Raw genomic sequence first — 22,127 nt, forward strand, 5'->3', positions numbered from 1 at the left:
CTCAGGTCCGCGCTATTCGCGGTTCAGAGTGGCGTGCTGACAGGCTTTGTCAATTTTGGCGGGGCGCTAATCCTTCGTCCAGATCTCCCCTTGCCGCGTCCGCCAGGGCGAAGAAGCGGTTGCGGACTTCCGCCGCGAAGGGGTTGTCGCGTTCGATGGCGCGGAAGACGGCGGGGCTGTCGTGGCGGACCATGTCGACGGCCTGCATCAGGCGGTCGAAACTGGCGGTGGTCATGCGGGTCGGCAGGGGCTCCATGGCCAGCAGTAGCCGGGCGATCAGATGGGTCAGGCCCTGGACGACGGCGGCCTCGCGGTCGTGGTCCTCGGGGCTGACCTGGAAGACCTTCAGGGCCAGGGCGCGACGGCAGAAGGCGGCGACGCGGCGGGCGTCTCTGCGCGCATCGGGGGCATCCCGGACGGCGCAGACGGCGATGCGCAGGCCGGCGATGCCGTCCTTGCCGCTCTGGGGGCCGAACAGGGGGTGGGTGCCGACGATCCGCACGCCGGGGGGCAGCAGGTCTTCCATCAGCCGGGCCGGTTTGACCTTCACCGAGCCGACGTCGATGACCAGGGCGTCGGGGCGCAGGTGGGGGCGAATGGCGGTCAATGTCGCTTCCAGCGCCTCGACCGGCACGGCCAGAATGATGGTGGGACAGGCGGCGGCGGTCGCCAGGTCGGTCAGGGTCGCGTGGCCGTCGCCGCCTGACGCCGCGGGATCATGGGCGTGGATGTCGAACCAGGGCGACAGATGCCGCGCCGTCAGCCGTCCGAAGGCGCCGAAGCCGATCAGGCCGAGTTTTTCCCTTACCCCCGTCACCCTCGGGCTTGTCCCGAGGGCCCACCTGTCCGCGCGCGGATCAGGTGACGATCATGCGCCGTCGCCTTCGCGTCGGGGGGCGTGGGACGTCCGCCGTGGGCCCTCGGGACAAGCCCGAGGGTGACGGTTGTTGAAACGCCGGGGCTCACAGCGTCTCCATGAACCGCACCGGCCGACCGTGGGCCGCGCCGACCAGTTCGCCGTCCTGCATCACCACCCGGCCGCGCACGATCGTCGCCATCGGCCAGCCGGTGGCCTCGACGCCGTCGAACGGGGTCCAGCCGCAGCGCGACGCCTGCTGGTCGTGGGTGATCACGCGCTTGGCCTTCAGGTCCACGATGGTCAGATCGGCGTCATAGCTGACGGCCATCCGCCCCTTGTTGGCCGTGCCGAACACCCGCTGGGCGCCGGCCGAGGTCAGGTCGATGAACCGCTCCAGGCTGAGCCGGCCCTGGGCCACATGGGTCAGCATCAGGGGCACAAGCGTCTGCACCCCCGGCATGCCCGACGGCGAGGCCGGATAGGGTTTGGCCTTTTCCTCCTTGGTGTGCGGCGCATGGTCCGAGCCCAGGACGTCGGCGACCCCCTGCTGCATGCCCCACAGCCACAGGGCGTCCACGTGCTCCTGCGACCGGATCGGCGGGTTCATCTGGGCATAGGCGCCCAGCCGCTCGTAGGCTTCGGGGGCGGCCAGGGTCAGGTGTTGCGGCGTGATCTCGACGGTCGCGACATCCTTGTGGAAGCGCAGGAACTCCATCTCGTCCCTGGTCGTGACGTGCAGGACGTGGATGCGGGCGCCCGTCTCTTGGGCCAGGCCGACAAGCCGGCGGGTCGAGCGGATGGCGCTCTCGGCGTCGCGGACCTCGGGGTGGCTGGTCCAGTCGCCGGTGCGGGCCAGGCCGCGCCGCTCGACCAGCCGGTATTCGTCCTCGGAGTGGAAGGTGGCGCGGCGGCGCACGTTCGACAGAACCTTGCGCACCCCCTCGTCGTCGGCGATCAGCAGGTCGCCGGTCGAGGCGCCCATGAAGACCTTGACCCCGCAGCAGCCCGGCAGCCGCTCCAGCTCGCCCAGATAGTCGGCGTTCTCGTGCGTGCCGCCGACGTAGAAGGCGTGGTCGGTCCACATCCGGTCCTTCGCCCGGACCAGCTTGTCGGCCATGGTGTCGGGGTCGGTGGTGTTGGGATTGGTGTTCGGCATTTCGAACACGGCGACGACGCCGCCGAGAGCCGCCGCGCGCGAGCCGGTCTCCAGATCTTCCTTCCACTCCAGGCCCGGTTCGCGGAAATGGACCTGGGTGTCGATGACGCCGGGCAGGACGGTCAGGCCCGTGGCGTCGAAGGTCTCGCCGGCCGAGGCCTGGGACAGGTCGCCGATGAAGGCGATCTTGCCGTCGATCACCCCGACGTCGGCCAGGCCGCGCCCCGCGTGATTGGCCACCTCGCCGCCACGGACGATCAGGTCATAGGTCTGGGTCATGGGGCGGGCTCCTGAGGCTGATTTGCGAGCTTCTAGCGGATGCGGCACGGGTCGTGAAAGCGGCTTAACCTCTCCCTCCCCGTCCGGGGAGGGTGGCCGAGCCGCAGGCGAGGACGGGTGGGGCGGGCAGGGCGATACAGCGCGGTCCGTCGAGACGGTTCCGGCTCGCTCCTCTCTTTCGTTCGCCTGTGCCTGGCCGCCCCCACCCGGCCGCTGCGCGGCCCCCCTCCCCGGACGGGGAGGGAGAGGGTCAGCCCCGTTCCTTCAACACCCGCAGCGACGCCTTCAGCACCCGTTCCCACGGCAGGTCCATCATGTGCTGGATCGCCTGGTTCAGCCGGGGGTCCAGGGTCTTGAACTCTTCGAACGAACGCGGGCCGCGCACGGAGACGCCTTTCCAAGGACCGCGCGTCGTCTCGTCCGACGGGCCGAACACCGCCACCACTGGCGCGCCCGAGGCGGTCGCCAGATGGGTCCAGATCGAATCCGCCCCGATGTACAGCCGAGCCTTGGACAGGGCCGCGACGGTCTGGAGCCGGGTCAGTTTGCCCTGAAGCTCGATCACCCGCGCGCGGGGCACGGCGTAGCGGATGGTATGGGCCGCCTCGCGGTCGATCTCCTCGCCGACCAGCATCAGCCGCCCGCCCGCCAGAGGCCCGTCGTCGGCCAGCAGCTTGGTCGCCACCTTGGCGTAGCGTTCGGCGGGCCAGCGTCGGCCCATCCATTCGACGCCGGGGCCGATCGCCAGAATGGGCCGATCCTTTTCAGAATTGGCGCCGCCGCCGGTCGGTATCAGAGCCTCGACCTGGGCCATGGTCAGATCCGAGACATGGATCCGGGGCGTCGGCGCCTCATGCGGCTCCATCTGCAGGACGGCGGCCGCCGCCTCGACGGCGTGGAGGCCGGGCGCATCCTTGCCGCGCACCGCGCGCTTGTGACGTCTCAGCCGTCCCGACAGGGTCGAGCCGCGCATATCGACGACCAGACCCCATTTGGTCCCGCGCACCTGGTTCCACAGGGCGATCCAGTCGAAATGCCCCTCGCGCTCCAGCACCAGCAGTCGCTCCAGGCGCGGCGTATCGGCGAACAGGGGGGCGCTGGCGGCCGAGCCGACGACAGTGAAGGCGGCGTTCGGCAGGCTCTCGACCAGATGCGCCAGGACGCCTGAAGACAGCACGGCGTCCTCGGCGTCGGCCTCGGCGATATAGAGGATGGGAAAGCGCCCGATCATCCGTGAGCGTCATACAGGGATTCTGTTCGCGGTTCACCGTCAAACGGCCGTATCCACAGGCCGGTTTCCCCTGAAGACGCGATGGGTTAGAGCCACGGCCATGAACACCGCCCCCCATCCGGCGCCCGATCCCGCCGCCCAGACCGCCCTCGAGCGCTTCAAAGCCCAGCGTGTGACGGCCATCTATCGGCTCGACCTGATCGCCCAGGGGGCGACCATCGCCTACGAGGATGGCACGCCGGTGGACATGGCGTCGGAGAAGGCGCGGCTCGAGGCTGTCGTCGCCGACATGGACCGCCGCATCGCCCGGCTGGAGCGGGCGGGCGGTTGAGCCTGCCCCTGCTGCCCGACCGGACCTGCGGGGCCTGCGTCGAATGCTGCCGGGCCATTCCGCTGGACCTGCCCGAACTGGCCAAGCCGACCGGCGAGCTGTGCGCCTATTGCGTCGAGGCCGCCGGCTGTTCGGTCCATGCCATCCGGCCGAACACCTGCCGCGTCTGGTTCTGCCTGTGGCGGGTGGTCGAGCTGTCGGACGACTGGCGGCCCGATCTCAGCGGGGTGATCGTGCGGCCCGACGGGATCGAGGACGGGGTGATCACCCTGTATGTGATCCGACCCTCGGACTTTTTGGCCTCGCCGGACTTCTTCGCCACTGTGGCCGGCTGGATCGCCGAAGGGGTCGAGGTGGCGCTGAGCATTCCCGGCCCGGTGGGAACCTATCCGACCCGCGCCGTCGTCACCGACTGGCTGCGTCCGGCGGTGGAGGCGGGCGATCCCGCCGCCTTCCTGGCGCGGGTGCTGCGGTCGCTGGACAAGCTGGGGGAACACGCGTTCCAGCCCGATGGAATCATGGCGCGATACGCCGTCGTTTGAAGGCGCAGCCAGCCTGGCCTGCGGCGGCTGAGCGCAACTAAGCGCGTTCCCCTAGAGGCGGCTTAGCCGATCATTAGCCCTTTGCTTTGATAACGGATGATCGTTGATCGACGTCCAGAAGGGACGCGCCGTGCCAATGCATGCCTGGGACGACCTGCGTCGTCCGATATGGTTGTTCGACCCCGCCAGTCGGCGCGGCGTCTACGCCAATCCGGCGGCCCTAGAGCTGTGGGAGGCGGACAGTCTCGAAGCCTTGCTGGCTCGCGATTTTGGCCAATTGTCCCCGGCCGCCGTGGCTCGGGTCGAAAGACTGGTGCGCGAAACGGCCGGCGGCGCCGCTGTCTGCGACCAATGGACCTTCTATCCCAACGGCCATCCGGTGCCGGTGTCGGCGGTGATCTCGACCTATCGTCTGGAAGACGGCACGCCGGTGCTGCTGATCGAGGCTTCGCCTATCACGGCCGACGCTGACGAAAACCGCACGACCGAGGCTCTGCGCCATACCTCCACCCTGATCAGCCTGTTTGATGCCGACGGCAGTCCGATCTTCTCCAATCCCGCAGCCTTTGCGGCTTATGGCGCGACCGACGGCTTCGCGGCGCGGTTCTCCGAGCCGGAGCGCGCACAGCCGCTGCTAGACGCCGCCCTGGCTGGAAACCCCGTCAGCGACGTCTGCCAAGTGATCACGCGCGAGGGCCTGCGCTGGCATCAGCTCGACGTCCGCCAGACCACGGATCCGGCCACCGGCCAAATCGCCGTCCTGCTGGACGAACATGATGTGACGGCGCGGATACAGGCGGAACAGGCCCGCGCCGCCGCCGAGCAGAAGGCCGCCATGGCCGAGGCGCGCCAGGTCTTCCTGACCGACATGTCGCATGAGCTGCGCACCCCGTTGAACACGGTGATCGGCTTCTCGGACCTGTTGGCGACCACAGGTCTGGACGACGAACAGGCCGCCCACGCAGCGCGCATCAACGACGCCGGCCAGAAGTTGTTGTCCGTGGTCAATGAAATGATCGAACATTCGGCGCGCGACGCCGAAGAGGCGGACCAAGGCGCGTCCCTGCCGGCGACGTCAGAGTCTCTGCCGCACGCCAGCGCCCCCGTGTCACAAGAGGCATGCGTCGTCGTTCCGAAAGGGGGCGAGGGGCGACTGGGCGGGCCTCGGGTTCTTTACGTCGATGATCATGACTGCAACCGCGCCCTGGTCGTCGCCGTGCTGGACGCTCAAGGCATCGTCTGCGCCACCGCCGAGAACGGCGCCGACGGGCTGGAGGCGGCCCGCACAGGCGACTGGGACCTGATACTCATGGATATCCAGATGCCGGTCATGGACGGCGTCGCCGCCACCCGCGCCATCCGCGCCTTGCCGGGCCATCGCGGGGCCGTCCCCATCGTCGCCCTGACGGCCAACACCCTGTCGGCGCAGAAGGCCGAATACGCCGCCGCCGGCATGGACGGCTGTATGGCCAAGCCGATCAATATCGTCGAACTGACCCATATGGTTCTGAGCTGGATCGGCAGCGATTGGCGCAAGAGCGGTCCGCCGCTGATCGCCGCCGTCGCCTGAGTTTCTGTCGTCTAAGCGACGACCGCCTCAATCCGCCAGGACGGACTGGATGCCGGCCAGCAGGCTGGCGGCCGTGATCGGTTTGGGCACATGGCTGTCCGCCCCCGCTTCCCGCGCCTGGTCGCGGTGTTCGGCCATGGCGTTGGCGCTCAGCATGATGACCGGGGTGTGGGCGTTGGCGGCGCGTTCGGCTTCCAATACACGGATGGCGCGGGTCGCCGTCAAGCCGTCCATGACCGGCATCTGCATGTCCATCAGCACCAGGTCGAACTGCCCCTGCTTGAAGGCATCGACGGCGCGGGCGCCGTCTTCCGCGATCACCAGCTCGAACTGCGGGCCCGCCAGGATCATCTGGACCACGCGCTGATTGGTCGGGTGGTCCTCGGCCAGGAGAACGCGGAGCGGGCGCTGCGGCCTGTCGGACGCCGGGATCGCGAAGGCGGGGGCGGCGAGCGCCGCAGGATCGGCCGCGCGGACAAGCGGCAGGTGAACGCTGAACCTGCTGCCGACGCCGGGCGTCGAACAGGCGGAGATGCGCCCGCCCATCATGTCGGTCAGGGCATGGCAGATCGACAGGCCCAGGCCCGTGCCGCCGAACCGCCGGGTGATGCTGGCGTCGGCCTGGCTGAACCTCTGGAACAGGCGCGAGGCGTGGTCCGAGTCGAAGCCGACCCCTGTGTCCTCGACCTCGACCTGCAGCATGGCGCCTCCATCGGCGGCCTCGGTCAGGGCGACGCGGACGGTGACGGAGCCGGACTCGGTGAACTTGACCGCGTTGGAGATCAGATTGGTCAGGATCTGCCGGATGCGGGTGCTGTCGCCGACGAAGGCGCCGCGCGCGTCTGCGCCACGCTGGAGCTTGAACTCCAGCCCCTTGTCGTCGGCGCGCTGGCGCATGATGTCGAGTGCGGGCGCCAGGGCCTCGTCCAGGTCGAAGGTGCGGGCTTCCAGTTTCAACTGGCCCGCCTCGATCTTGGACACGTCGAGAATATCGGACACCAGCCGTTCCAGGGTCTCGCCCGAGGCGGCGATCAGGGCGACCATCTCGGCCTGGACGGGGTCCAGCGCCGTGCGCGATAGCGCGTCGACGATGCCGATCACCCCGTTCAGGGGGGTGCGGATCTCGTGGCTCATATTGGCCAGGAAGTCGGACTTGGCCTGGTTGGCGGCTTCGGCGGCGGCCTTGGCTTCGATGAGGGCCTGCTCGTCGGCCACCTTTTGGGTCACGTCGCGCGCCACGCCGTAGATGCGGTCGCCGAACCGCCGGGCGCGCCATTCCAGAGTGACGTAATGACCGTCGCGGTGGCGATAGCGGTTGGTCTGACCCAGCGCGGGGTCGCCGGGACGTCGATTGGTGACCTCGATGATGGCCTTGCGGGTGGCCTCCTGATCGTCTGGATGGATCAGGCTGGGCAACAGGCTGCCGACCAGTTCTTCCGCACGATAGCCGAGGACGGCGAACCAGGAGGCGCTCGCCTTGACCACCGGTCCATTGATGTCTCGCACCACCAGCAGATCCAGGGACACATCGAAAAAGGTGTCAAGATCCACGTCGGGCGTGGCGCTGGGCGTGAACGGGTCTGTGATCGAGGTGCTGATCATTGCGGGGCTATCCTTAGGGGGCTCACCTTACGGGGGCCGGGGTTAAGGACGCCTTGTCTTCAGTAGGCGAAGTCCGCGTAGATGCGCTTCACATCGCCGCACCAGGCGCCGTGATACAGGTCCAGCAGGCGTTCGGCCGGGGTGACGCCGCTGTCGGCGATGTCTTCCAACTCCGACAGATAGCCGCGCTCGTCCACCATGCCGCCCGAAAATTTCGCGCGGTTCTTGAGACCCTGTTTGGCGATATTGACCAGATCGACGGCGATGTCGCGCACCGACCGGCCCGCCACCTCGGCCTTCAGGCCCAGGCGGGTCACGTCGCGGCGCAGGCGTTCGTGGTCGGCGATGTCCCAGTCCTTGACCAGGTCCCAGGCGGCGGCCAGCGAGGGGGCGTCGTACAGGACGCCGGCCCACAGGGCGGGCAGGGCGCAAATCCGGCTCCACGGGCCGCCGTCAGCGCCCCGCATCTCCAGATAGGCCTTCAGCCGCACCTCGGGGAAGAGGGTGGTCAGGTGGTCGTTCCAGTCCTTGATCGTCGGATATTCGCCGGGCAGGGCGGGTAGCTTTCCGGCCTGGAAATCGCGGAACGACTGGCCCGAGGCGTCGACGTATTTGCCGTCGCGCTTGGCGAAATACATCGGGGTGTCGAGCGCATAGTCGGCATAGCGCTCGAAGCCGAACCCGTCCTCGAACACAAAGCCCAGCATGCCGGTGCGGTCGGCGTCGGTGTCGGTCCAGACATTGGCCCGCGCCGACAGGAAGCCGTTCGGGCGGCCCTCGGTGAAGGGCGAACAGGCGAACAGAGCGGTGGCGATCGGCTGCAGCGCCAGGGAGGTGCGGAACTTGGCCACCATGTCCGCCTCGCTGTCGAAGTCGAGGTTGGCCTGGATGGTGCAGGTGCGCAGCATCATGTCCAGGCCCAGGGTCCCGACCTTGGGCATATAGGCGCGCATGATTTCGTAGCGGCCCTTGGGCATGACCGGCACCTGGTCTCGCGTCCACAGCGGGTCGAAGCCGGCGCCCAGGAAGCCGACGCCCAGCTGGTCGGCCACCTGCTTGACCTCCATCAGGTGCTGGCCGGTCTCGGAACAGATGTCGTGGATGGTCTTCAGCGGGGCGCCGGACAGTTCGAACTGGCCGCCGGGCTCCAGGCTGACCGAGGCGATGAAGCCTTCGTCGTTGCGGCGCTCCAGTCCGATCAGGACGCCGTTTTCCTCGACGGGCGCCCAGCCGAACCTTTGCAGCCCTTCCAGCATGGCCTTGATGCCGTTCGGCCCTTCGTAGCCGGGGCGGGCCAGGGTGGTCTTGTCGAAGCCGAACTTCTCGTGCTCGGCGCCGATCCGCCACTGGTCCTTGGGCTTGGCGCCCTTGGACATGGCTTCGATGAGGACGTCCCGGCTCAGCGGCGCGTTGTCGGTCATGCGTCAGATCCCCTCCGGCGCATCTCTGAGCGACCGTGTGTCGCGGCTAGATGGGCGAGGTTGAGGCCGGGCTCAAGGGGGCAGGAAATAGCGGAGTGAAAATCAACGCTCCCAATCGCCCACGGCCGCCTGCCACAAGGTCATGGCGGCGATGGCGGCGGTGTCGGCGCGCAGTATGCGCGGACCCAGAGAAACGGCGGTGGTGAAGGGCAGGGACCGCAGGCGTTCGCCTTCTTCTGGCGAGAAACCGCCCTCGGGGCCGATCAGGATTGACCATTTTCGGTCTTGGGGGCCCGCACCCGCATCGCGCAAGGCCGACATCGCCGGCGCGCCGCCGGTCTCGTCGCAGAACATCAGCCGGCGTCCCGCCTCCCAGCCGTCCAGCAGGGCGTCCAGCTTCACCGGATCATCGACCGGGGGCACGTCCAGCCGGCCAGTCTGTTCGGCGGCTTCTTCGGCGATGGCGTCCAGCCGGTCCAGGCGGATCCGGTCGGCGTTGGTCCGTTTGGTCAGGACCAGCCGCACCCGGCGCGCGCCCAGTTCAGCGGCCTTTTCGACGATGGTCTCGACCCGGGCCTTCTTCACCACCGCAACGATCAGCTCCAGATCGGGGCCATAGGTCTGGGGCCGCGCCTGTTCCTCGGCGCGCAGGATGACGCCCTTCTTCAGCACTTCGGCGATGGTGCAGCGCCATTCGCCGTCGCGGCCGTTGAAGACCAGCAGTTCGTCCCCGAGCTTCAGCCGCATGACCTGAGTCAGATAGCGGGATTGGTCGAGGGTGGGAGCGACGGGGGCGGCGGCGGCGAGGGGCGATGTGACGTGGAGGCGGATCATATCCGCCTTCCTAACTCAGCCGCCCTCTCTGGACCATCAAGCTGAGCCCCCCTTTTTCGGTCAGCCGCCGAGTTGTCCCCCTGAGGGGACGTCAGATTAGGCCTGCTTCTTCATGATGGTGAAGTTTTGAGAGACGCCGATGGGGCCGATCGATTCGTCCTCGCGGATCTCGACGGGGAGGCAGCCTTCTTCGTCTATAATCTTGTGGATTACCGATTGGGGAAGTGCGTGCATCTCCATCTCTCCCGAGGCCCAGGCGAGGTAGTCCGCGATTCTGAAAACGGGATTGATGTAGGTTGGGATCTGAATAACGGCGAACCCGCCCGGTTTGAGAGCTCCGAGCAGCGCTCTGAAAGCAAAGGCCATCACCGGAGGGGGATTGTGCTGCAGGACGATAAGCGAGAGGACCAGATCGTAGTTTTTGAACTGCCGAAGATCGCGAAGATCTTTCAGTTGCACCCATTCGACGTTGTGCACTCCGGTCTGGGCAGCGCGTTCGCGCGCAAGTTTCAGGTGCCCGGCCGAGACGTCAATCGACGTCACATGGTCGGCAAGTTCGGCGAGTGCAAGAGAAAGTCGTCCCACTCCGCAACCGAAGTCCAGCGCCCGTTCGAAACGATCAACTCGAACTCCGCCCCTGCGGAGTGAGTTCAGGCAAAAATCAACGTCGCCGATACCAGTTTTGTAGAACTGATTGATGTTCTGACTGATGGTTTCAGGCTTGTATTCGTCTGTAACCAACACTGACCAATGCGGGGCTTCTTCACCGAATGTCGTCCAGACCTCAGCTGTCCTCAACAGCATTTCCTGAAGAAGGTCGGGGGCGCATTCCCACTCGATATCGTGCACCCGTTGATCACGGTATCCGCCCAGCGAAGAAGGGCGCTGTCCGCGAGCTTCTTTGATGCGAAACTCGTCGCTCGTCAGAAAATGAAGGCCGAGAGAGGCCAGGTCTGCGTGGTTGAGTTGTTCTTCCACGACCCGCTCATTCTCGGGCTCGCGTCCAAGGATCAGGCGATACGCGTTGCGCACGTCGTCTTTCGTCACCATGGGTAACTACCTGCCATTGTGAGTTGCGAGATGTGAGTTGGGAGCAGGTCAGGATCGATAAGGTTCTCCCCTGGTGTGTCAACCTAGAAACGGGTTACAGCGTTCGCGCGATCAGCAGCTTCATGATCTCGTTGGTGCCGCCGTAGATGCGCTGGACTCGCGCGTCCTTGTACAGCTGGGCGATGGCGTATTCGTTCATATAGCCATAGCCGCCGTGCAACTGCAGCATCTCGTCGATGGTCTCGCCCTGGATATCCGTGACCCAGTATTTGGCCATGGAGGCGGTGGCGGCGTCGAGCTGGCCCTTCAGGTGCAGGCCGATGCAGTGGTCGACGAAGACCTTGGCGACGGTCAGCTTGGTCTTCACTTCGGCCAGCTTGAACTGGGTGTTCTGGAAGTCGATGACCCGCTTGCCGAAGGCCTTGCGTTCCTTGACGTAGGCGAGGGTCGCCTCCAGGCCGCGCTCGGCGGCGGCGACGCCCTGGACGGCGATGTTCAGCCGTTCCTGGGGCAGTTGCTGCATCAGCTGGACGAAGCCCTGGCCCTCGGCCCCGCCGATGATGTTGTCGCCAGGGACCTTCACATCATTGAAGAACAGCTCGGAGGTGTCGTTCCCCTCCATGCCGATCTTGTGCAGGTTCCGGCCGCGTTCGAAGCCTTCGGCTCCGTCGGTCTCGACCACGATCAGCGACGTGCCCTTGGCGCCCTCGGCCGGGTCGGTCTTGGCCACGACGATAATGAAATTGGCCAGTTGGCCGTTGGTGATGAAGGTCTTGGAGCCGTTGACGACATAGCCGTTGCCGGACTTGACCGCCGTGGTCTTGACCCCTTGCAGGTCCGAGCCCGCGCCCGGTTCGGTCATGGCGATGGCGCCGACCAGTTCGCCGGACTGGAGCCGCGGTAGCCAGCGCGCCTTCTGCTCCGGCGTGCCGTAGTGCCAGATGTAGGGGGCGACGATGGCGTTGTGCAAGCTGATGCCGAAATGGTCTGCGCCCTTCCAGCCCAGTTGGCGCATCAGCACGACTTCATGCCGATAGTCGCCGCCCATGCCGCCGTCTTCTTCCGGCATCGACAGGCCCAACAGGCCGTCGGCGCCGGCCTGGGTCCACAGGTCGCGGGGCACGCTCGAGTTGACGATCCAGGACTGGACCTTCTCGGGCGGCGCGTGCTCGTCGATCCATTTGCCGACGCTATCGGAGAAGAGGGTGATCTCCTCCTCGCGCATGAAATCGGGGTCGGGGCTGCCCAGCACGTTCATCGGTTTCGGTCCCTGTGATCCGAGGGCTTTGCGCCCTTCTGGTTGGAAAGAAAAAGCGGGCCGGCGACATCAGCCGGCCCGTTCCATCGTCAGTCTAGGCTCAGAACGCCTCGGCCGGCATGGCCATCAGCACGTCCGCGCCGGTCTTCATCTTGGCCAGATGCGCGCCGGCATCGGGCAGGATGCGCTCGACGAAGTAGCGGCCGGTCTGGAGCTTGGTGGCGTAGTAGGGGTCGGTCGAGCCGGCTTCGACCTGGGCCTGGGCGACCTTGGCCATCTGGGCCCACATATAGGCCAGGGCCGTCAGGCCGAAGACGTTCAGATAATCGGTCGAGGCGGCGCCGGCGTTGTCCGGGTTGGCCATGCCGTTCTGCATCAGCCACATGGTGCCTTCCTGCAGCTTCTTCTTGGCGTCGGCCAGGCCGTCGACGAAGGGCTTGATCGCCTCGTTCGATCCGTTCTCGGCCACGAAGGCGTCGATCTCGCCGAACCAGGTCATGATGGCGCGGCCGCCGTTGGCCGGCAGCTTGCGACCGACCAGGTCCAGCGCCTGGATGCCGTTCGTGCCCTCGTAGATCATGGTGATGCGCGCATCACGCAGATACTGCGAAGCGGGGAAGTGTTCGGTATAGCCCGAACCGCCGTGGACCTGCATCGCCAGCGAGGCGACGTGGAAGCCCCTGTCGGTCAGATAGGCCTTCAGCACGGGGGTCAGCAGGCCCATGTAATCCTTGGCCTTGGTCGCCACGGCCTCGTCTTCCGACTTCTCAAGATCGGCGTGCAGCGCGGTCCACAGGATGAAGGCCTGGCCGCCTTCGACGAAGGCGCGGGCCTCCAGCAGCATGCGGCGCACGTCCGGGTGGACGATGATCGGGTCGGCGGGGCCTTCGGGGTTCTTGGGCCCGGTCAGGCTGCGGCCTTGCAGGCGGTCCTTGGCGAACTCGGCGGCGGCCTGATAGGCGGCGGTGCCGATGGCCAGGCCTTGCAGGCCGGTGCCCAGGCGGGCCTCGTTCATGACCACGAACATATTGTTCATGCCGCGGCCTTCTTCCCCCAGCAGCCACCCCTTGGCGCCGTCATATTGCATCACGGCGGTGGCGTTGCCGTGGATGCCCATCTTGTGCTCCAGGCCGGCGCATTCGAGCGTGTTGCGCTCACCCAGCGAGCCGTCTTCGTTGACCAGATATTTCGGGACAACGAACAGGGACAGGCCCTTGATGCCCGGAACCGCGCCTTCGATACGGGCGAGGACGGTGTGAATGATGTTGTCCGAGAAGTCGTGCTCGCCCGCCGAAATCCAGATCTTCTGGCCGGTGATCGAATAGGAGCCGTCGCCGTTCGGCACGGCCTTGGTGCGCACCATGCCCAGGTCCGTGCCGCACTGCGGCTCGGTCAGGTTCATCGTGCCGGACCACTCGCCCGAGACCATCTTGGGCAGGTATTTGGCCTTGATCTCGTCCGAAGCGCTGGCGTGGATGCCGGCGTAGGCCGAGGCGGTCAGGCCCGGATACATGGAGAAGGCCGCCGAAGCGCCGGCCGTCATCTGGCCAAAGGCCGAGGCGACGATGCTGGGCATGCCCTGGCCGCCGTAGGCCGGATCGGCGGCCAGCGCCATCCAGCCGGCTTCCGACATGGCCTTGTAGGCTTCCTTCCAGCCCTTGGGACCGGTGACGACGCCGCCCTCGGACCAGTGGCAGCCTTCCTTGTCGCCGGGATTGTTGATCGGGGCGATGACCTCGTCGGCGAACTTGCCGCCTTCCTCCAGGATCTGGTTGACCAGGTCCGAAGACACGTCCTGGAAGCCGGGCTGGTTGGTGTAGCGATCGATCTCCAGCACCTCGTTCAGGATGAAGGTGAAATCGCGGACGGGCGACTTATAGGCCATGGGGGTCAGGCTCTCGCTTTGAAGGGGTGGTGGTGATCGTGGTTGAGACGCGCGCGCAGCACCTTCTCATAGTCTTCGGCGCCGGGCAGCAGGTCCGGACGATGTTCGCCCAGCTTTGACTCCATCCAGGCGCAGGCGTCCTCCGCCGTCTGGATCGCGCCCTCGATGTCCTCCAGCTGCTGTTTCAGCGTCTCGATCTGGGCGCGGTGGCGACGCAGGGCCACCGCCATCTGATGGACGTTGTGATCCTTGCGATCGTACAGGTCCAGCATCTCCTGGATTTCCTGCAGGGTGAAGCCGATACGACGGCCTCTCAGGATCAGTTTTAGCCGGGCGCGGTCGCGGGCGTCATAGACGCGGGTCTGACCCTTGCGCGCAGGGGTCAGCAGGCCCTTGTCCTCATAGAATCGGAGGGCGCGGGCCGTGGCGTCGAACTCGCGGCACAGCTGGCGGATGGAATAGGTGCGGTGATCGTCGGCGGTGGCCATGCGGACACCATAACTTTACGTGCGCGTAAAGGAAAGGCTTTACGTGCGCGTAAGGGTAAGCTTTCGCCGCACGCCGTTTCAGGCAAAGAAAAGCCCGGAGCCTTGGGGAAGGACTCCGGGCGCGACGACCGGGGCAGGAGGGGGGAGAGGGCCCCGGCGATCGATCTTGGTGCGGCCCAGCCGCGAAAGGGTTTAGGGCGCGAAAAGCTCAGGCCGTGCGGCGGCCCAGGAACACCGCCAGGGTGAAGACCAGCAGGATGGCGTTGACGACCGCCAGACCGATGTCTTGGCTCAGGGCGTGGATGACCAGCATGGTCGATTCCATCACGATCAAGCCTGCCGAAGCGGTCAGCAGCAGGGGGCGACCGACACGCCATGAGATGAGCGGCGTCAGGACGCCGAGCGCCAGGACCAGTTCGACCACACCCAGGCCGCGCACCATGTTCTCGGGCGCTACGGCGGGCCAGCCCATCAAGGTGATGAGGTTAGTCATCGGCTCGGTCAGTTTGGCGTAGCCGGCGGCGATGAAGAACATCGCGATCCAGCCCTGCAGGGTCCAGAGGGTGACGTTCTTATAGACTGCGCGCGAGCGCGACCGGGCGACAGGAAGGTGTGTGGTGGTCATCGGAAGGGGCCTAATTCGTAACAGCCGCGATATCGGATTGCGTGGCTCCGTTCGCAAGGGGGGGTATAGCGGCGTCTTCCGATTTTGTCATCAAGCGATGACATCAATCGATGACATCAGCTGATGACTTTGTGTTTCAGGGGCGGCGCGAATGGCCCGATTCGCGCCGCCGAAGCAACGGGTGCTGATGATTTTCGCTGCTTCAGGCCTCTTCGGGTTGAGGCCCCGGCGTCTGGACGATCAGGTCGCCGGGCTGGCATTGCAGTTCTCGGCACAGGGCGTCCAGGGTGGAGAAGCGGACGGCGCGGGCCTTGCCGGTCTTGAGGATCGACAGATTGGCCAGGGTCACGCCGACCCGGTCGGACAGTTCGGTCAGGGACATGCGGCGTTCGAGCAGCAGCCGGTCCAGTTGGATCATGATCATGGCGCGCCCTCAGACCGTGGTCAGATGTTCGTCGCGCATGGCCGACCCCTGGCGGAAGACCTCGGCCAGGATGAAGACCACCAGTATGCCCAGCCAGGAGCCCAGGCTGAAATCATAGTCGGAGACCGATTGTCCGATGGCCTGGGGGGCGACGATCGCCAAGAGCAAGGCGGTCAACTGAATGCCCAGCAGGCCGAAACCGACGGCCTGGAGCCGTTTGACATTGGCGAACTCGAAGGCGTCGCCCTGGTTTACTGACAGCAGGATCCGCCGCAGCCGATTAATGATCCACCAGGTGAAACCACAGGCCAGGAAGGCACCCAGCAAGGTCAACCGCCCCGTCAGTTCAAAATTGGAATGGGGGTCGCTGTCGATGCCTCTCAGGCCGTCCATAAGCCCGGCGCCGAAGCTCGGCACGACGACGCTGACGACCAACGCCGCCCCGACCGCGATCGCTCCGATCATCACGAAGACGTTCGCAAAGCCCAGGATCAGACGCACTGCGCTGGCGATAGACCGCCTGCCGATCATTTTCATTTCCGTTTGCCCTTCACTGCGTCGCCCCTTGCGACGCCCTTGGTGATTATCGATATGGATTTATCGATAAGCGAGCAAGAAAGTTATCGATAAACGAGATGAAGCTTTTGTAAGGTTTGTTCTAGACGTTGAAGTCCCAGGCGAGGCGCGCGGCCTCCAGCCGCGCCAGCTTGGCCTGGAACGGCCCCCAGTCGTCGCTGGCGTCGATAGCGGCCCATATCGCCTCGACCTCCTCGATCAGCATCTCCTCCGGCTCGCGGGCGGCGAACATCGGGTGTTCCAGACGTTTGATCCGGTCGGGTTCGTGCTCCATCAGGGCGAAGCGGAAGGCGTCGAAGGCCTCGCCCTGGTACAGTTTGGCCCGCGGCCCCGACAGGGCGCGGGCCGAGGAGGCGAAGCCGCCGAACCAGTCGAAGAACAGCGGCTCCCAGCGCAGGGTCTCGCCGCCTTCACGCAGCAGGGCCAGGGTTGCGTCCACCAGTCTCTGGTCCGCCGCCTCGCCCAGGCTCAGCACGCCCAGCCGCATCAGGAAGGCCGCGCGCAGTTCGCGGATATAGGCGGGGCCGAAACTGTTCAGAGCGTCGGTCAGGGGCTCGGCCTCGGCGACCAGTTTCAGACAGCCGGCCAGCTGGGTCAGGTTCCAGAACACCGCCTCGGGCTGGCGCGCAAAGGCGTAGAGGCCGGTCTGGTCGAAATAGGCGGCGGTAAAGGCCGGGTCGTATTCGGGCAGGAACCGCCAGGGGCCATAGTCGAAACTCTCGCCCGTGACGTTCAGATTGTCGGTGTTCAGCACCCCGTGGACGAAGCCCGCCGAGATCCAGCGCGCCGTCAGTTTCGCCGAGGCCTCCACGACGGCGCGCAGCAGCCCGGGCGCGTCCCCGGCGGCGACCGTCGGATGATACAGGGTGCGGACGTGTTCGATCAGCGCCTCGATCTGGTCCTTGCGGCCCAGATAGGCGGCGCGCTGGAAGGTGCCGAACCGGATGTGGCTGTGCGACAGGCGCACCAGAACGGCCGACCGCGTCGGCGACGGCTCGTCCCCCCGGTCCAGCGCCTCGCCGGTTTCGATCAGGGAGAAGGCCCGACTGGTGGGCACTCCCTGGGCTTCCAGCATCGAGGCGGCCAGAACCTCGCGCACTCCGCCCTTCAGCGTCAGCCGGCCGTCGCCGCCGCGCGACCACGGGGTCTGGCCGGACCCCTTGGTCCCCAGGTCGAGCAGCCTGCCCAATGCGTCGCGCATCTGCGCCGCCAGGAAGCCGCGTCCGTCGCCCAGGTCTGGATTGTACTGGCGGAACTGGTGCCCGTGATAGCGCATGGCCAGAGGACCGGGTTGGCCCGGCAGGGGCGCGAACCGCCCGAAGGCGCTGATCCACTCGGCGTCGCTGAGGCTGTCCAGCCCGACCTCCGACGCCGCGCGGTCGTTGCGGAACCGCAGCAGGGTCTGGGGGAAGTCCGCAGCGGCGACAGCGTCGGCGACATCCGGTCCGAGGTCGAAGACGCGCGGTTCGGGACAGTAGGCGGGGGAGGGGGGCATGAGGGCTAGGTGCGACCGCCGCATCTGTTTCGCAAGTCGCCTATGGTGACGGTTTCGGTTGAACCTCTGGGCCCATGCCGTATTCTTGTCGGCAGACATCAGGCCGCGCTTGCGGCCAGGCCGGCGCCGTCTTCACACGATGAAGCGGCGAACCCGGTCCGACGCCCGTCGATAACCTGGCGTCACGACAGCTCATCCTTTCGATCGGAGGCCGCCGTGGCGCGCAAACTGACTCTCGACTTCCTCAAGACCGAGGCCGCGTCCGGCTCGGCCCTGGCCCTGGCGGCCATCGCGGCGGTGCTGGTGGCCAACTCGCCCTGGTCGGCGGACTATTTCACCTGGCTGAAGAGCTATCATGTGCTTCAGATCGGTCCGATCCGGCTGGAGGAATCCATCTCCGACTGGATCAAGGAAGGCCTGATGGCGATCTTCTTCCTCGTCGTGGGGCTGGAGATCAAATACGAGATCGTGCGCGGCGAACTGAGCGATCCGCGCAAGCTGGCGACGCCGGTGCTGGCGGCCCTGGGCGGCATGGCCGGGCCGGCGGCGGTCTATCTGCTGCTGTCGGGGACCATGGGGGCGCCGCACGCCGGCTGGCCCATTCCGCTGGCCACCGATATCGCCTTCGCCCTGGCCATCTTCGGTTTCGTCGGCAAGGGCCTGCCGTCGTCGCTGCGGGTCTTCCTGCTGACCCTGGCCATCGTCGATGATCTGGGCGCCATCGCCCTGATCGCCGTCCTGTTCAGCGAGGGCGCCAACTGGACGCCGCTGTTCTGGGCCCTGGGCCTGATCGCCGTCGGCGGGCTGGTCGCGCACCGGATCCGCATCCCGACGCCCTTCTGGGTGCTGGGCTTCGCGGCGGTCTGGTATCTGACGGTCCTGTCGGGCCTCAGCACTTCTCTGACCGCCGTGGCCTTCGCCATGATCGTGCCGATCGCGGCCCGCAAGGAAGATCGTCAGAGCCCGCTGAAGGAGGCGATGCACGACCTGCACCCGTGGAACGCCTATCTGGTGCTGCCGCTGTTCGCCTTCGCCAAGGCCGGGGTCTCCTTTGCCGGTCTGACGATGGATCAGGCCTTCGCGCCCCTGGTCGTCGCCATCGCCCTGGGCCTGTTTTTCGGCAAGCAGATCGGCGTCTTCGGCGCCGCCTGGCTGGCCTCGGCGCTCAAGATCGGCGCCCGCCCGACCGACGCGACCTGGCTGCAGGTCTATGGCGTGTCGCTGCTGTGCGGCGTCGGCTTCACCATGAGCCTGTTCATCGGGGTGCTGGCCTTCCCCGGCGCGGTCGATTCGCCCGAACAGGTCGAGGTCAAGCTGGGCGTGATCGGCGGCTCGATCCTGTCGGCTCTGACGGCGGCGCTGGTGCTGGGACTGGCTGGACGCCGCCGTGAGGCTGATCCGGCTGCGCTCAAGCCCGAGATTGAACCGATCGGCTCGAAATCAGGTCAAAACTGACGCAACGTCAGCATTTTATGTCGCTTCCTTGTCACAGGAAGGTCGAACTGCGGCGAAAAATCGTCGCGGCTAACAACGCTCGCTTGTACCCCGGCCCGAAGCGGGCTTAGCCTCTGCCGTATTGAGCGCGTCTCCACGTAGAGGCGGGCCGAATGGGAACTAGGAAACGCTGCGGTCGCTCCGCGCGACCGGGCTTCAGAGCCGGGAGGACGCCTCGTGCGCCACACTAACCGCTATCTCAGGACCACTGTGTCCGCCGCCGTCGTCGGCGCCGCCGTCTTCGGTTTTGCCGGAATCGCCGCCGCCCAGGAGGCGCCGAGCACCATCGACGACATCATCGTCACCGCCCAGAAACGCGAACAGAGCCTGCAGGACGTGCCGATCGTGGTCACCACCCTGTCGCAGGAAATCCTCGACGGCGCCGGGGTGCAAGACATCAAGGATCTTCAGATCCTGACGCCGGGCATGACGGTCACCTCGACCCAGTCGGAAGCCTCGACCACGGTCCGCATCCGCGGCGCCGGCACCGTCGGCGACAACCCCGGCCTGGAGTCCTCGGTCGGCGTGGTCATCGACGGCGTCTATCGTTCGCGCAACTCGGTCGGCTTCGGCGACCTGGGCGAACTGAGCCGCATCGAGGTGCTGAAGGGGCCGCAAGGCACCCTGTTCGGCAAGAACACCTCTGCCGGCGTCATCAACATCATCACCGAACGCCCGTCGTTCAATCCGTCGGTCTCGGCCGAACTGACCGCCGGCAACTTTGGCGCCATGGGCGGCTCGGTCTCGGCGACCGGCCCGATTAGCGACATGGTCGCCGGCCGCATCTTCGTGGCGCACCGCGAGCGTGACGGTTTCTATGACGTCAACGTCGGCGACGGCCCGCGCACCCTGACCGAGGACAACACGCAGGATTACTGGACCGGCCGCGGCCAGCTGCTGATCCTACCCAGCGACGAGGTGTCGATCCGCCTGATCGCCGATTACACCAAGCGCGACGAATACTGCTGCTCGGCGGTCCAGACCCGCGTCGGCCCGACCCAGGCCTTCATCGCCGCCCTGACCGCCCCCAACGGTCCCGGCCAGCAGCCGCCTGTGGCCGGCTTCGGCACGGTGCCCTTCAGCCGCACCGCCTATTCGAACCGCGAGACTCCGCAAGAGATCGAGGACATGGGGCTTTCGGCCGAGGCGACAATCGATCTGCCCAGCCTGAACGCCACCCTGACGTCCCAGACCTCGTGGCGCGACTGGTCGTTCCAGCAGGGCATGGATCTGGACTATACGGGGGCCGACCTCCTCTATCGCGCCAACGACGGCTCAAACGGGTACGGCGTGGATAACCTGACCCAGGAGTTCCGCCTGGCGGGTGCGACCGACAAGTTCGACTGGCTGGTCGGGGTGTTCGCCACAAAGGAAGGCGTCTATCGCGACGACTCCTATTCCTACGGTGCGGACAATAACGGCTTCGTTTCATTCCTGCTGACGGCGTCCCTGCCGGCGGCGGTGGGAGGTCCGAGCCCAAGCCGCCTGGGCTGCTTCACCAATCCGCAAGGCTTCCTGGTGACCGCCGCCGCCCCGAACACGCCGCTCTGCGTCGTGGGCGCTGTACCGCCGAGCGCGAGCGCGCCCCTGTTCTCGCCCGGCAAGGCCTATGAAGACCACTATTCCCAGAAGTCCGAGTCGGTCGCCGTCTTCACCAACAACACCTACCGGGTGACCGAGGCTTTCGACATCAATCTGGGCCTGCGCTACACCTATGACAGCAAGCGGTTGCTGGGCTTGCAGGACAATCTGGGGACCAATGGCGCGGCCTGCGGCGGTGCTCTGGCCAACCAGAACCCGGCTAACCGCGCCGTGTCGCCCATCCCTGGAACCGTGAACGTCGGCACCCCGGCGGCTGCGGTGGGGCTGCTCTGCCTGCCCTGGTCCAATCCGCTCTATGACAATCGCCGGATCCAGGAGAAGTTCAGCGACACCGACGTCAGTGGCACCATCAAGGCGTCGTACAGGCTCAACCCGTCCATCATGGGCTATGTCTCCTACGCTCGCGGGTACAAGGGCGCCGGCTATAATATGGACCGGGTGCAGACGGGCGTGACGCCGGACGCCTCGCTGTTCTTCGACGCCGAGACGGTCGACAGCTACGAAGCGGGTCTGAAGACGACCCTGTTCGACCGCACCATGCTGTTGAACATCACCTACTTCGATCAGAAGTTCGAGAACTTCCAGCTGAACACCTTCCTCGGCACCGCTTTCGTGGTGGAGTCGATTCCCGAACTGACCTCGCGCGGCGTCGACGCCGACATGGTCTGGTTCACCCCGGTCGAGGGCCTGTCGTTCCAGGGCGGCGTCACCTACACCGACGCCAAATACGGGAACTTCGGCGCCAATGATCTGTCGAACCCGGCCCGCTTCCCGGCCCTGTCCCTGCTGCCGGGCGCCCGCGCCTCGTTCGCTCCGGAATGGTCGCTGACCGGCGCTCTGGCCTTCGACCGCTCGCTGGGCGGCGGCCTGCGCGGCGGCTTCAACCTGTCGGCCAAATATTCGACCGAATACAACACAGGCTCGGACCTGCTGCCCTACAAGAACCAGGAGGCCTTCACCGTCGTCAACGGCCGCATCACCATCGGCGCCGAAGACGAACGCTGGACTGTCGACATCTGGGGCCAGAACCTGCTGGAAGAAGAATACACCCAGGTCGGCTTCGCGGCCCCGTTGCAAGGCACCGCCTTCACCAACACCACCACGCCGCAAGCCGACGGCACCTATTATAATATCGCCACTGACACCGCGACCTACAACGCCTACCTGGGCGCCCCGCGCACCTGGGGTGTGACGCTGAAGGTCAAATACTGATCGTCCAGCCGCCCGGGCCGCACGGCATACAGGGTGGAACGACGAAGGGCCGACCGGGCGACCGGCCGGCCCTTTTTCTATTCTTCGGATTGGCGAGTGGGGGCGGAGAACATCGGGAAACGGGCTGCTTTACCAACACGAACACGAGGGCGCGGCTCATGTCATGCGCCAAAGTTTGGTTACAGCCGGTGTT

19 protein-coding genes are annotated in these 22,127 nt (G+C 66.2%); 5 read left to right on the top strand and 14 right to left on the bottom strand.

Annotated elements, in window-relative coordinates; genetic code table 11:
• Positions 1 to 49: 49 nt before the first annotated feature.
• The 3 genes from ACW170_RS08015 to ACW170_RS08025 all read right to left on the bottom strand — a co-directional run bounded on the left by ACW170_RS08015 (position 50) and on the right by ACW170_RS08025 (position 3,525).
• The gene (locus tag ACW170_RS08015) at positions 50 to 817 is read right to left on the bottom strand and encodes a prephenate dehydrogenase/arogenate dehydrogenase family protein (RefSeq protein ID WP_492089103.1); all 768 of its coding nucleotides are present in this window, start codon (positions 815 to 817) and stop codon (positions 50 to 52) included.
• A 145-nt stretch (positions 818 to 962) separates the two neighbouring features.
• On the bottom strand, positions 963 to 2,294 hold the full coding sequence (locus tag ACW170_RS08020) for a dihydroorotase (protein ID WP_492089104.1): 1,332 nt from the start codon (positions 2,292 to 2,294) through the stop codon (positions 963 to 965).
• A gap of 250 nt (positions 2,295 to 2,544) precedes the next feature.
• Complete coding sequence (locus ACW170_RS08025) at positions 2,545 to 3,525, bottom strand: glycosyltransferase family 9 protein (protein WP_492089105.1); 981 nt, start codon at positions 3,523 to 3,525, stop codon at positions 2,545 to 2,547.
• A gap of 100 nt (positions 3,526 to 3,625) precedes the next feature.
• Between ACW170_RS08025 and ACW170_RS08030 the strand changes: the two genes are divergently transcribed.
• The 3 genes from ACW170_RS08030 to ACW170_RS08040 all read left to right on the top strand — a co-directional run bounded on the left by ACW170_RS08030 (position 3,626) and on the right by ACW170_RS08040 (position 5,968).
• Positions 3,626 to 3,856, top strand: a complete 231-nt coding sequence (locus tag ACW170_RS08030; protein WP_492089106.1) for a hypothetical protein — start codon at positions 3,626 to 3,628, stop codon at positions 3,854 to 3,856.
• The gene (locus tag ACW170_RS08035) at positions 3,853 to 4,398 is read left to right on the top strand and encodes a hypothetical protein (RefSeq protein WP_492089107.1); all 546 of its coding nucleotides are present in this window, start codon (positions 3,853 to 3,855) and stop codon (positions 4,396 to 4,398) included. Before ACW170_RS08030 ends, ACW170_RS08035 begins: the two co-directional genes overlap by 4 nt.
• Positions 4,399 to 4,534: 136 nt before the next feature.
• Positions 4,535 to 5,968: a response regulator gene (locus ACW170_RS08040; RefSeq protein ID WP_492089157.1), complete on the top strand. Its 1,434-nt coding sequence runs from the start codon at positions 4,535 to 4,537 to the stop codon at positions 5,966 to 5,968.
• 27 nt (positions 5,969 to 5,995) lie between these two features.
• Here ACW170_RS08040 and ACW170_RS08045 read toward each other — a convergent pair whose 3' ends face one another.
• The 11 genes from ACW170_RS08045 to ACW170_RS08095 form a co-directional block, all read right to left on the bottom strand.
• Positions 5,996 to 7,570, bottom strand: a complete 1,575-nt coding sequence (locus ACW170_RS08045; RefSeq protein ID WP_492089108.1) for a PAS domain-containing hybrid sensor histidine kinase/response regulator — start codon at positions 7,568 to 7,570, stop codon at positions 5,996 to 5,998.
• Between the two features lie 59 nt (positions 7,571 to 7,629).
• Entirely contained in the window at positions 7,630 to 8,991 is a 1,362-nt protein-coding gene (locus ACW170_RS08050) for a glutamate--cysteine ligase (RefSeq protein WP_492089109.1), read from the bottom strand.
• A gap of 102 nt (positions 8,992 to 9,093) precedes the next feature.
• Positions 9,094 to 9,825, bottom strand: coding sequence for a 16S rRNA (uracil(1498)-N(3))-methyltransferase (locus ACW170_RS08055; RefSeq protein ID WP_492089110.1), 732 nt, complete (start codon positions 9,823 to 9,825; stop codon positions 9,094 to 9,096).
• Between the two features lie 96 nt (positions 9,826 to 9,921).
• Positions 9,922 to 10,875 (bottom strand): class I SAM-dependent methyltransferase, encoded by a 954-nt coding sequence (locus ACW170_RS08060; RefSeq protein WP_492089111.1) that lies wholly within the window; start codon positions 10,873 to 10,875, stop codon positions 9,922 to 9,924.
• 94 nt (positions 10,876 to 10,969) lie between these two features.
• Entirely contained in the window at positions 10,970 to 12,133 is a 1,164-nt protein-coding gene (locus ACW170_RS08065) for an acyl-CoA dehydrogenase family protein (protein ID WP_492089112.1), read from the bottom strand.
• Positions 12,134 to 12,233: 100 nt separating this feature from the next.
• Positions 12,234 to 14,018, bottom strand: a complete 1,785-nt coding sequence (locus tag ACW170_RS08070; protein ID WP_492089113.1) for an acyl-CoA dehydrogenase C-terminal domain-containing protein — start codon at positions 14,016 to 14,018, stop codon at positions 12,234 to 12,236.
• Positions 14,019 to 14,023: 5 nt separating this feature from the next.
• Positions 14,024 to 14,506 carry a MerR family transcriptional regulator gene (locus tag ACW170_RS08075; protein ID WP_492089114.1) on the bottom strand — a complete coding sequence of 161 codons (483 nt, stop codon included), beginning with the start codon at positions 14,504 to 14,506 and terminating at the stop codon, positions 14,024 to 14,026.
• A gap of 208 nt (positions 14,507 to 14,714) precedes the next feature.
• Positions 14,715 to 15,131: a DoxX family protein gene (locus ACW170_RS08080; protein ID WP_492089115.1), complete on the bottom strand. Its 417-nt coding sequence runs from the start codon at positions 15,129 to 15,131 to the stop codon at positions 14,715 to 14,717.
• Positions 15,132 to 15,333: 202 nt separating this feature from the next.
• A complete protein-coding gene (locus tag ACW170_RS08085) occupies positions 15,334 to 15,555 on the bottom strand; it encodes a helix-turn-helix domain-containing protein (RefSeq protein ID WP_492089116.1) in 222 nt (73 codons plus the stop codon).
• A 9-nt stretch (positions 15,556 to 15,564) separates the two neighbouring features.
• The gene (locus ACW170_RS08090) at positions 15,565 to 16,086 is read right to left on the bottom strand and encodes a DUF2975 domain-containing protein (protein ID WP_492089117.1); all 522 of its coding nucleotides are present in this window, start codon (positions 16,084 to 16,086) and stop codon (positions 15,565 to 15,567) included.
• A gap of 127 nt (positions 16,087 to 16,213) precedes the next feature.
• On the bottom strand, positions 16,214 to 17,626 hold the full coding sequence (locus ACW170_RS08095) for a protein adenylyltransferase SelO (protein WP_492089118.1): 1,413 nt from the start codon (positions 17,624 to 17,626) through the stop codon (positions 16,214 to 16,216).
• 216 nt (positions 17,627 to 17,842) lie between these two features.
• Here ACW170_RS08095 and nhaA point away from each other — a divergent pair, with 216 nt between their 5' ends.
• Together nhaA and ACW170_RS08105 are read left to right on the top strand one after the other, a co-directional pair.
• On the top strand, positions 17,843 to 19,081 hold the full coding sequence (gene nhaA / locus ACW170_RS08100) for a Na+/H+ antiporter NhaA (protein WP_492089119.1): 1,239 nt from the start codon (positions 17,843 to 17,845) through the stop codon (positions 19,079 to 19,081).
• Positions 19,082 to 19,297: 216 nt separating this feature from the next.
• Positions 19,298 to 21,934: a TonB-dependent receptor gene (locus ACW170_RS08105; RefSeq protein ID WP_492089120.1), complete on the top strand. Its 2,637-nt coding sequence runs from the start codon at positions 19,298 to 19,300 to the stop codon at positions 21,932 to 21,934.
• Positions 21,935 to 22,127 lie beyond the last annotated feature (193 nt).

The sequence above is a fragment of the Brevundimonas sp. FV2ps16 genome, assembly GCF_058681075.1.

Excerpts from the sequence above, each read along its gene's own strand:
- ACW170_RS08020 (WP_492089104.1), bottom strand. The coding sequence starts at position 2,294 with ATGACCCAGACCTATGACCTGATCGTCCGTGGCGGCGAGGTGGCCAAT.
- ACW170_RS08025 (WP_492089105.1), bottom strand. The coding sequence starts at position 3,525 with ATGATCGGGCGCTTTCCCATCCTCTATATCGCCGAGGCCGACGCCGAG.
- ACW170_RS08030 (WP_492089106.1), top strand. The coding sequence starts at position 3,626 with ATGAACACCGCCCCCCATCCGGCGCCCGATCCCGCCGCCCAGACCGCC.
- ACW170_RS08040 (WP_492089157.1), top strand. The coding sequence starts at position 4,535 with ATGCATGCCTGGGACGACCTGCGTCGTCCGATATGGTTGTTCGACCCC.
- ACW170_RS08045 (WP_492089108.1), bottom strand. The coding sequence starts at position 7,570 with ATGATCAGCACCTCGATCACAGACCCGTTCACGCCCAGCGCCACGCCC.
- ACW170_RS08050 (WP_492089109.1), bottom strand. The coding sequence starts at position 8,991 with ATGACCGACAACGCGCCGCTGAGCCGGGACGTCCTCATCGAAGCCATG.
- ACW170_RS08055 (WP_492089110.1), bottom strand. The coding sequence starts at position 9,825 with ATGATCCGCCTCCACGTCACATCGCCCCTCGCCGCCGCCGCCCCCGTC.
- ACW170_RS08060 (WP_492089111.1), bottom strand. The coding sequence starts at position 10,875 with ATGGTGACGAAAGACGACGTGCGCAACGCGTATCGCCTGATCCTTGGA.
- ACW170_RS08065 (WP_492089112.1), bottom strand. The coding sequence starts at position 12,133 with ATGAACGTGCTGGGCAGCCCCGACCCCGATTTCATGCGCGAGGAGGAG.
- ACW170_RS08070 (WP_492089113.1), bottom strand. The coding sequence starts at position 14,018 with ATGGCCTATAAGTCGCCCGTCCGCGATTTCACCTTCATCCTGAACGAG.
- ACW170_RS08075 (WP_492089114.1), bottom strand. The coding sequence starts at position 14,506 with ATGGCCACCGCCGACGATCACCGCACCTATTCCATCCGCCAGCTGTGC.
- ACW170_RS08080 (WP_492089115.1), bottom strand. The coding sequence starts at position 15,131 with ATGACCACCACACACCTTCCTGTCGCCCGGTCGCGCTCGCGCGCAGTC.
- ACW170_RS08085 (WP_492089116.1), bottom strand. The coding sequence starts at position 15,555 with ATGATCATGATCCAACTGGACCGGCTGCTGCTCGAACGCCGCATGTCC.
- ACW170_RS08090 (WP_492089117.1), bottom strand. The coding sequence starts at position 16,086 with ATGATCGGCAGGCGGTCTATCGCCAGCGCAGTGCGTCTGATCCTGGGC.
- ACW170_RS08095 (WP_492089118.1), bottom strand. The coding sequence starts at position 17,626 with ATGCCCCCCTCCCCCGCCTACTGTCCCGAACCGCGCGTCTTCGACCTC.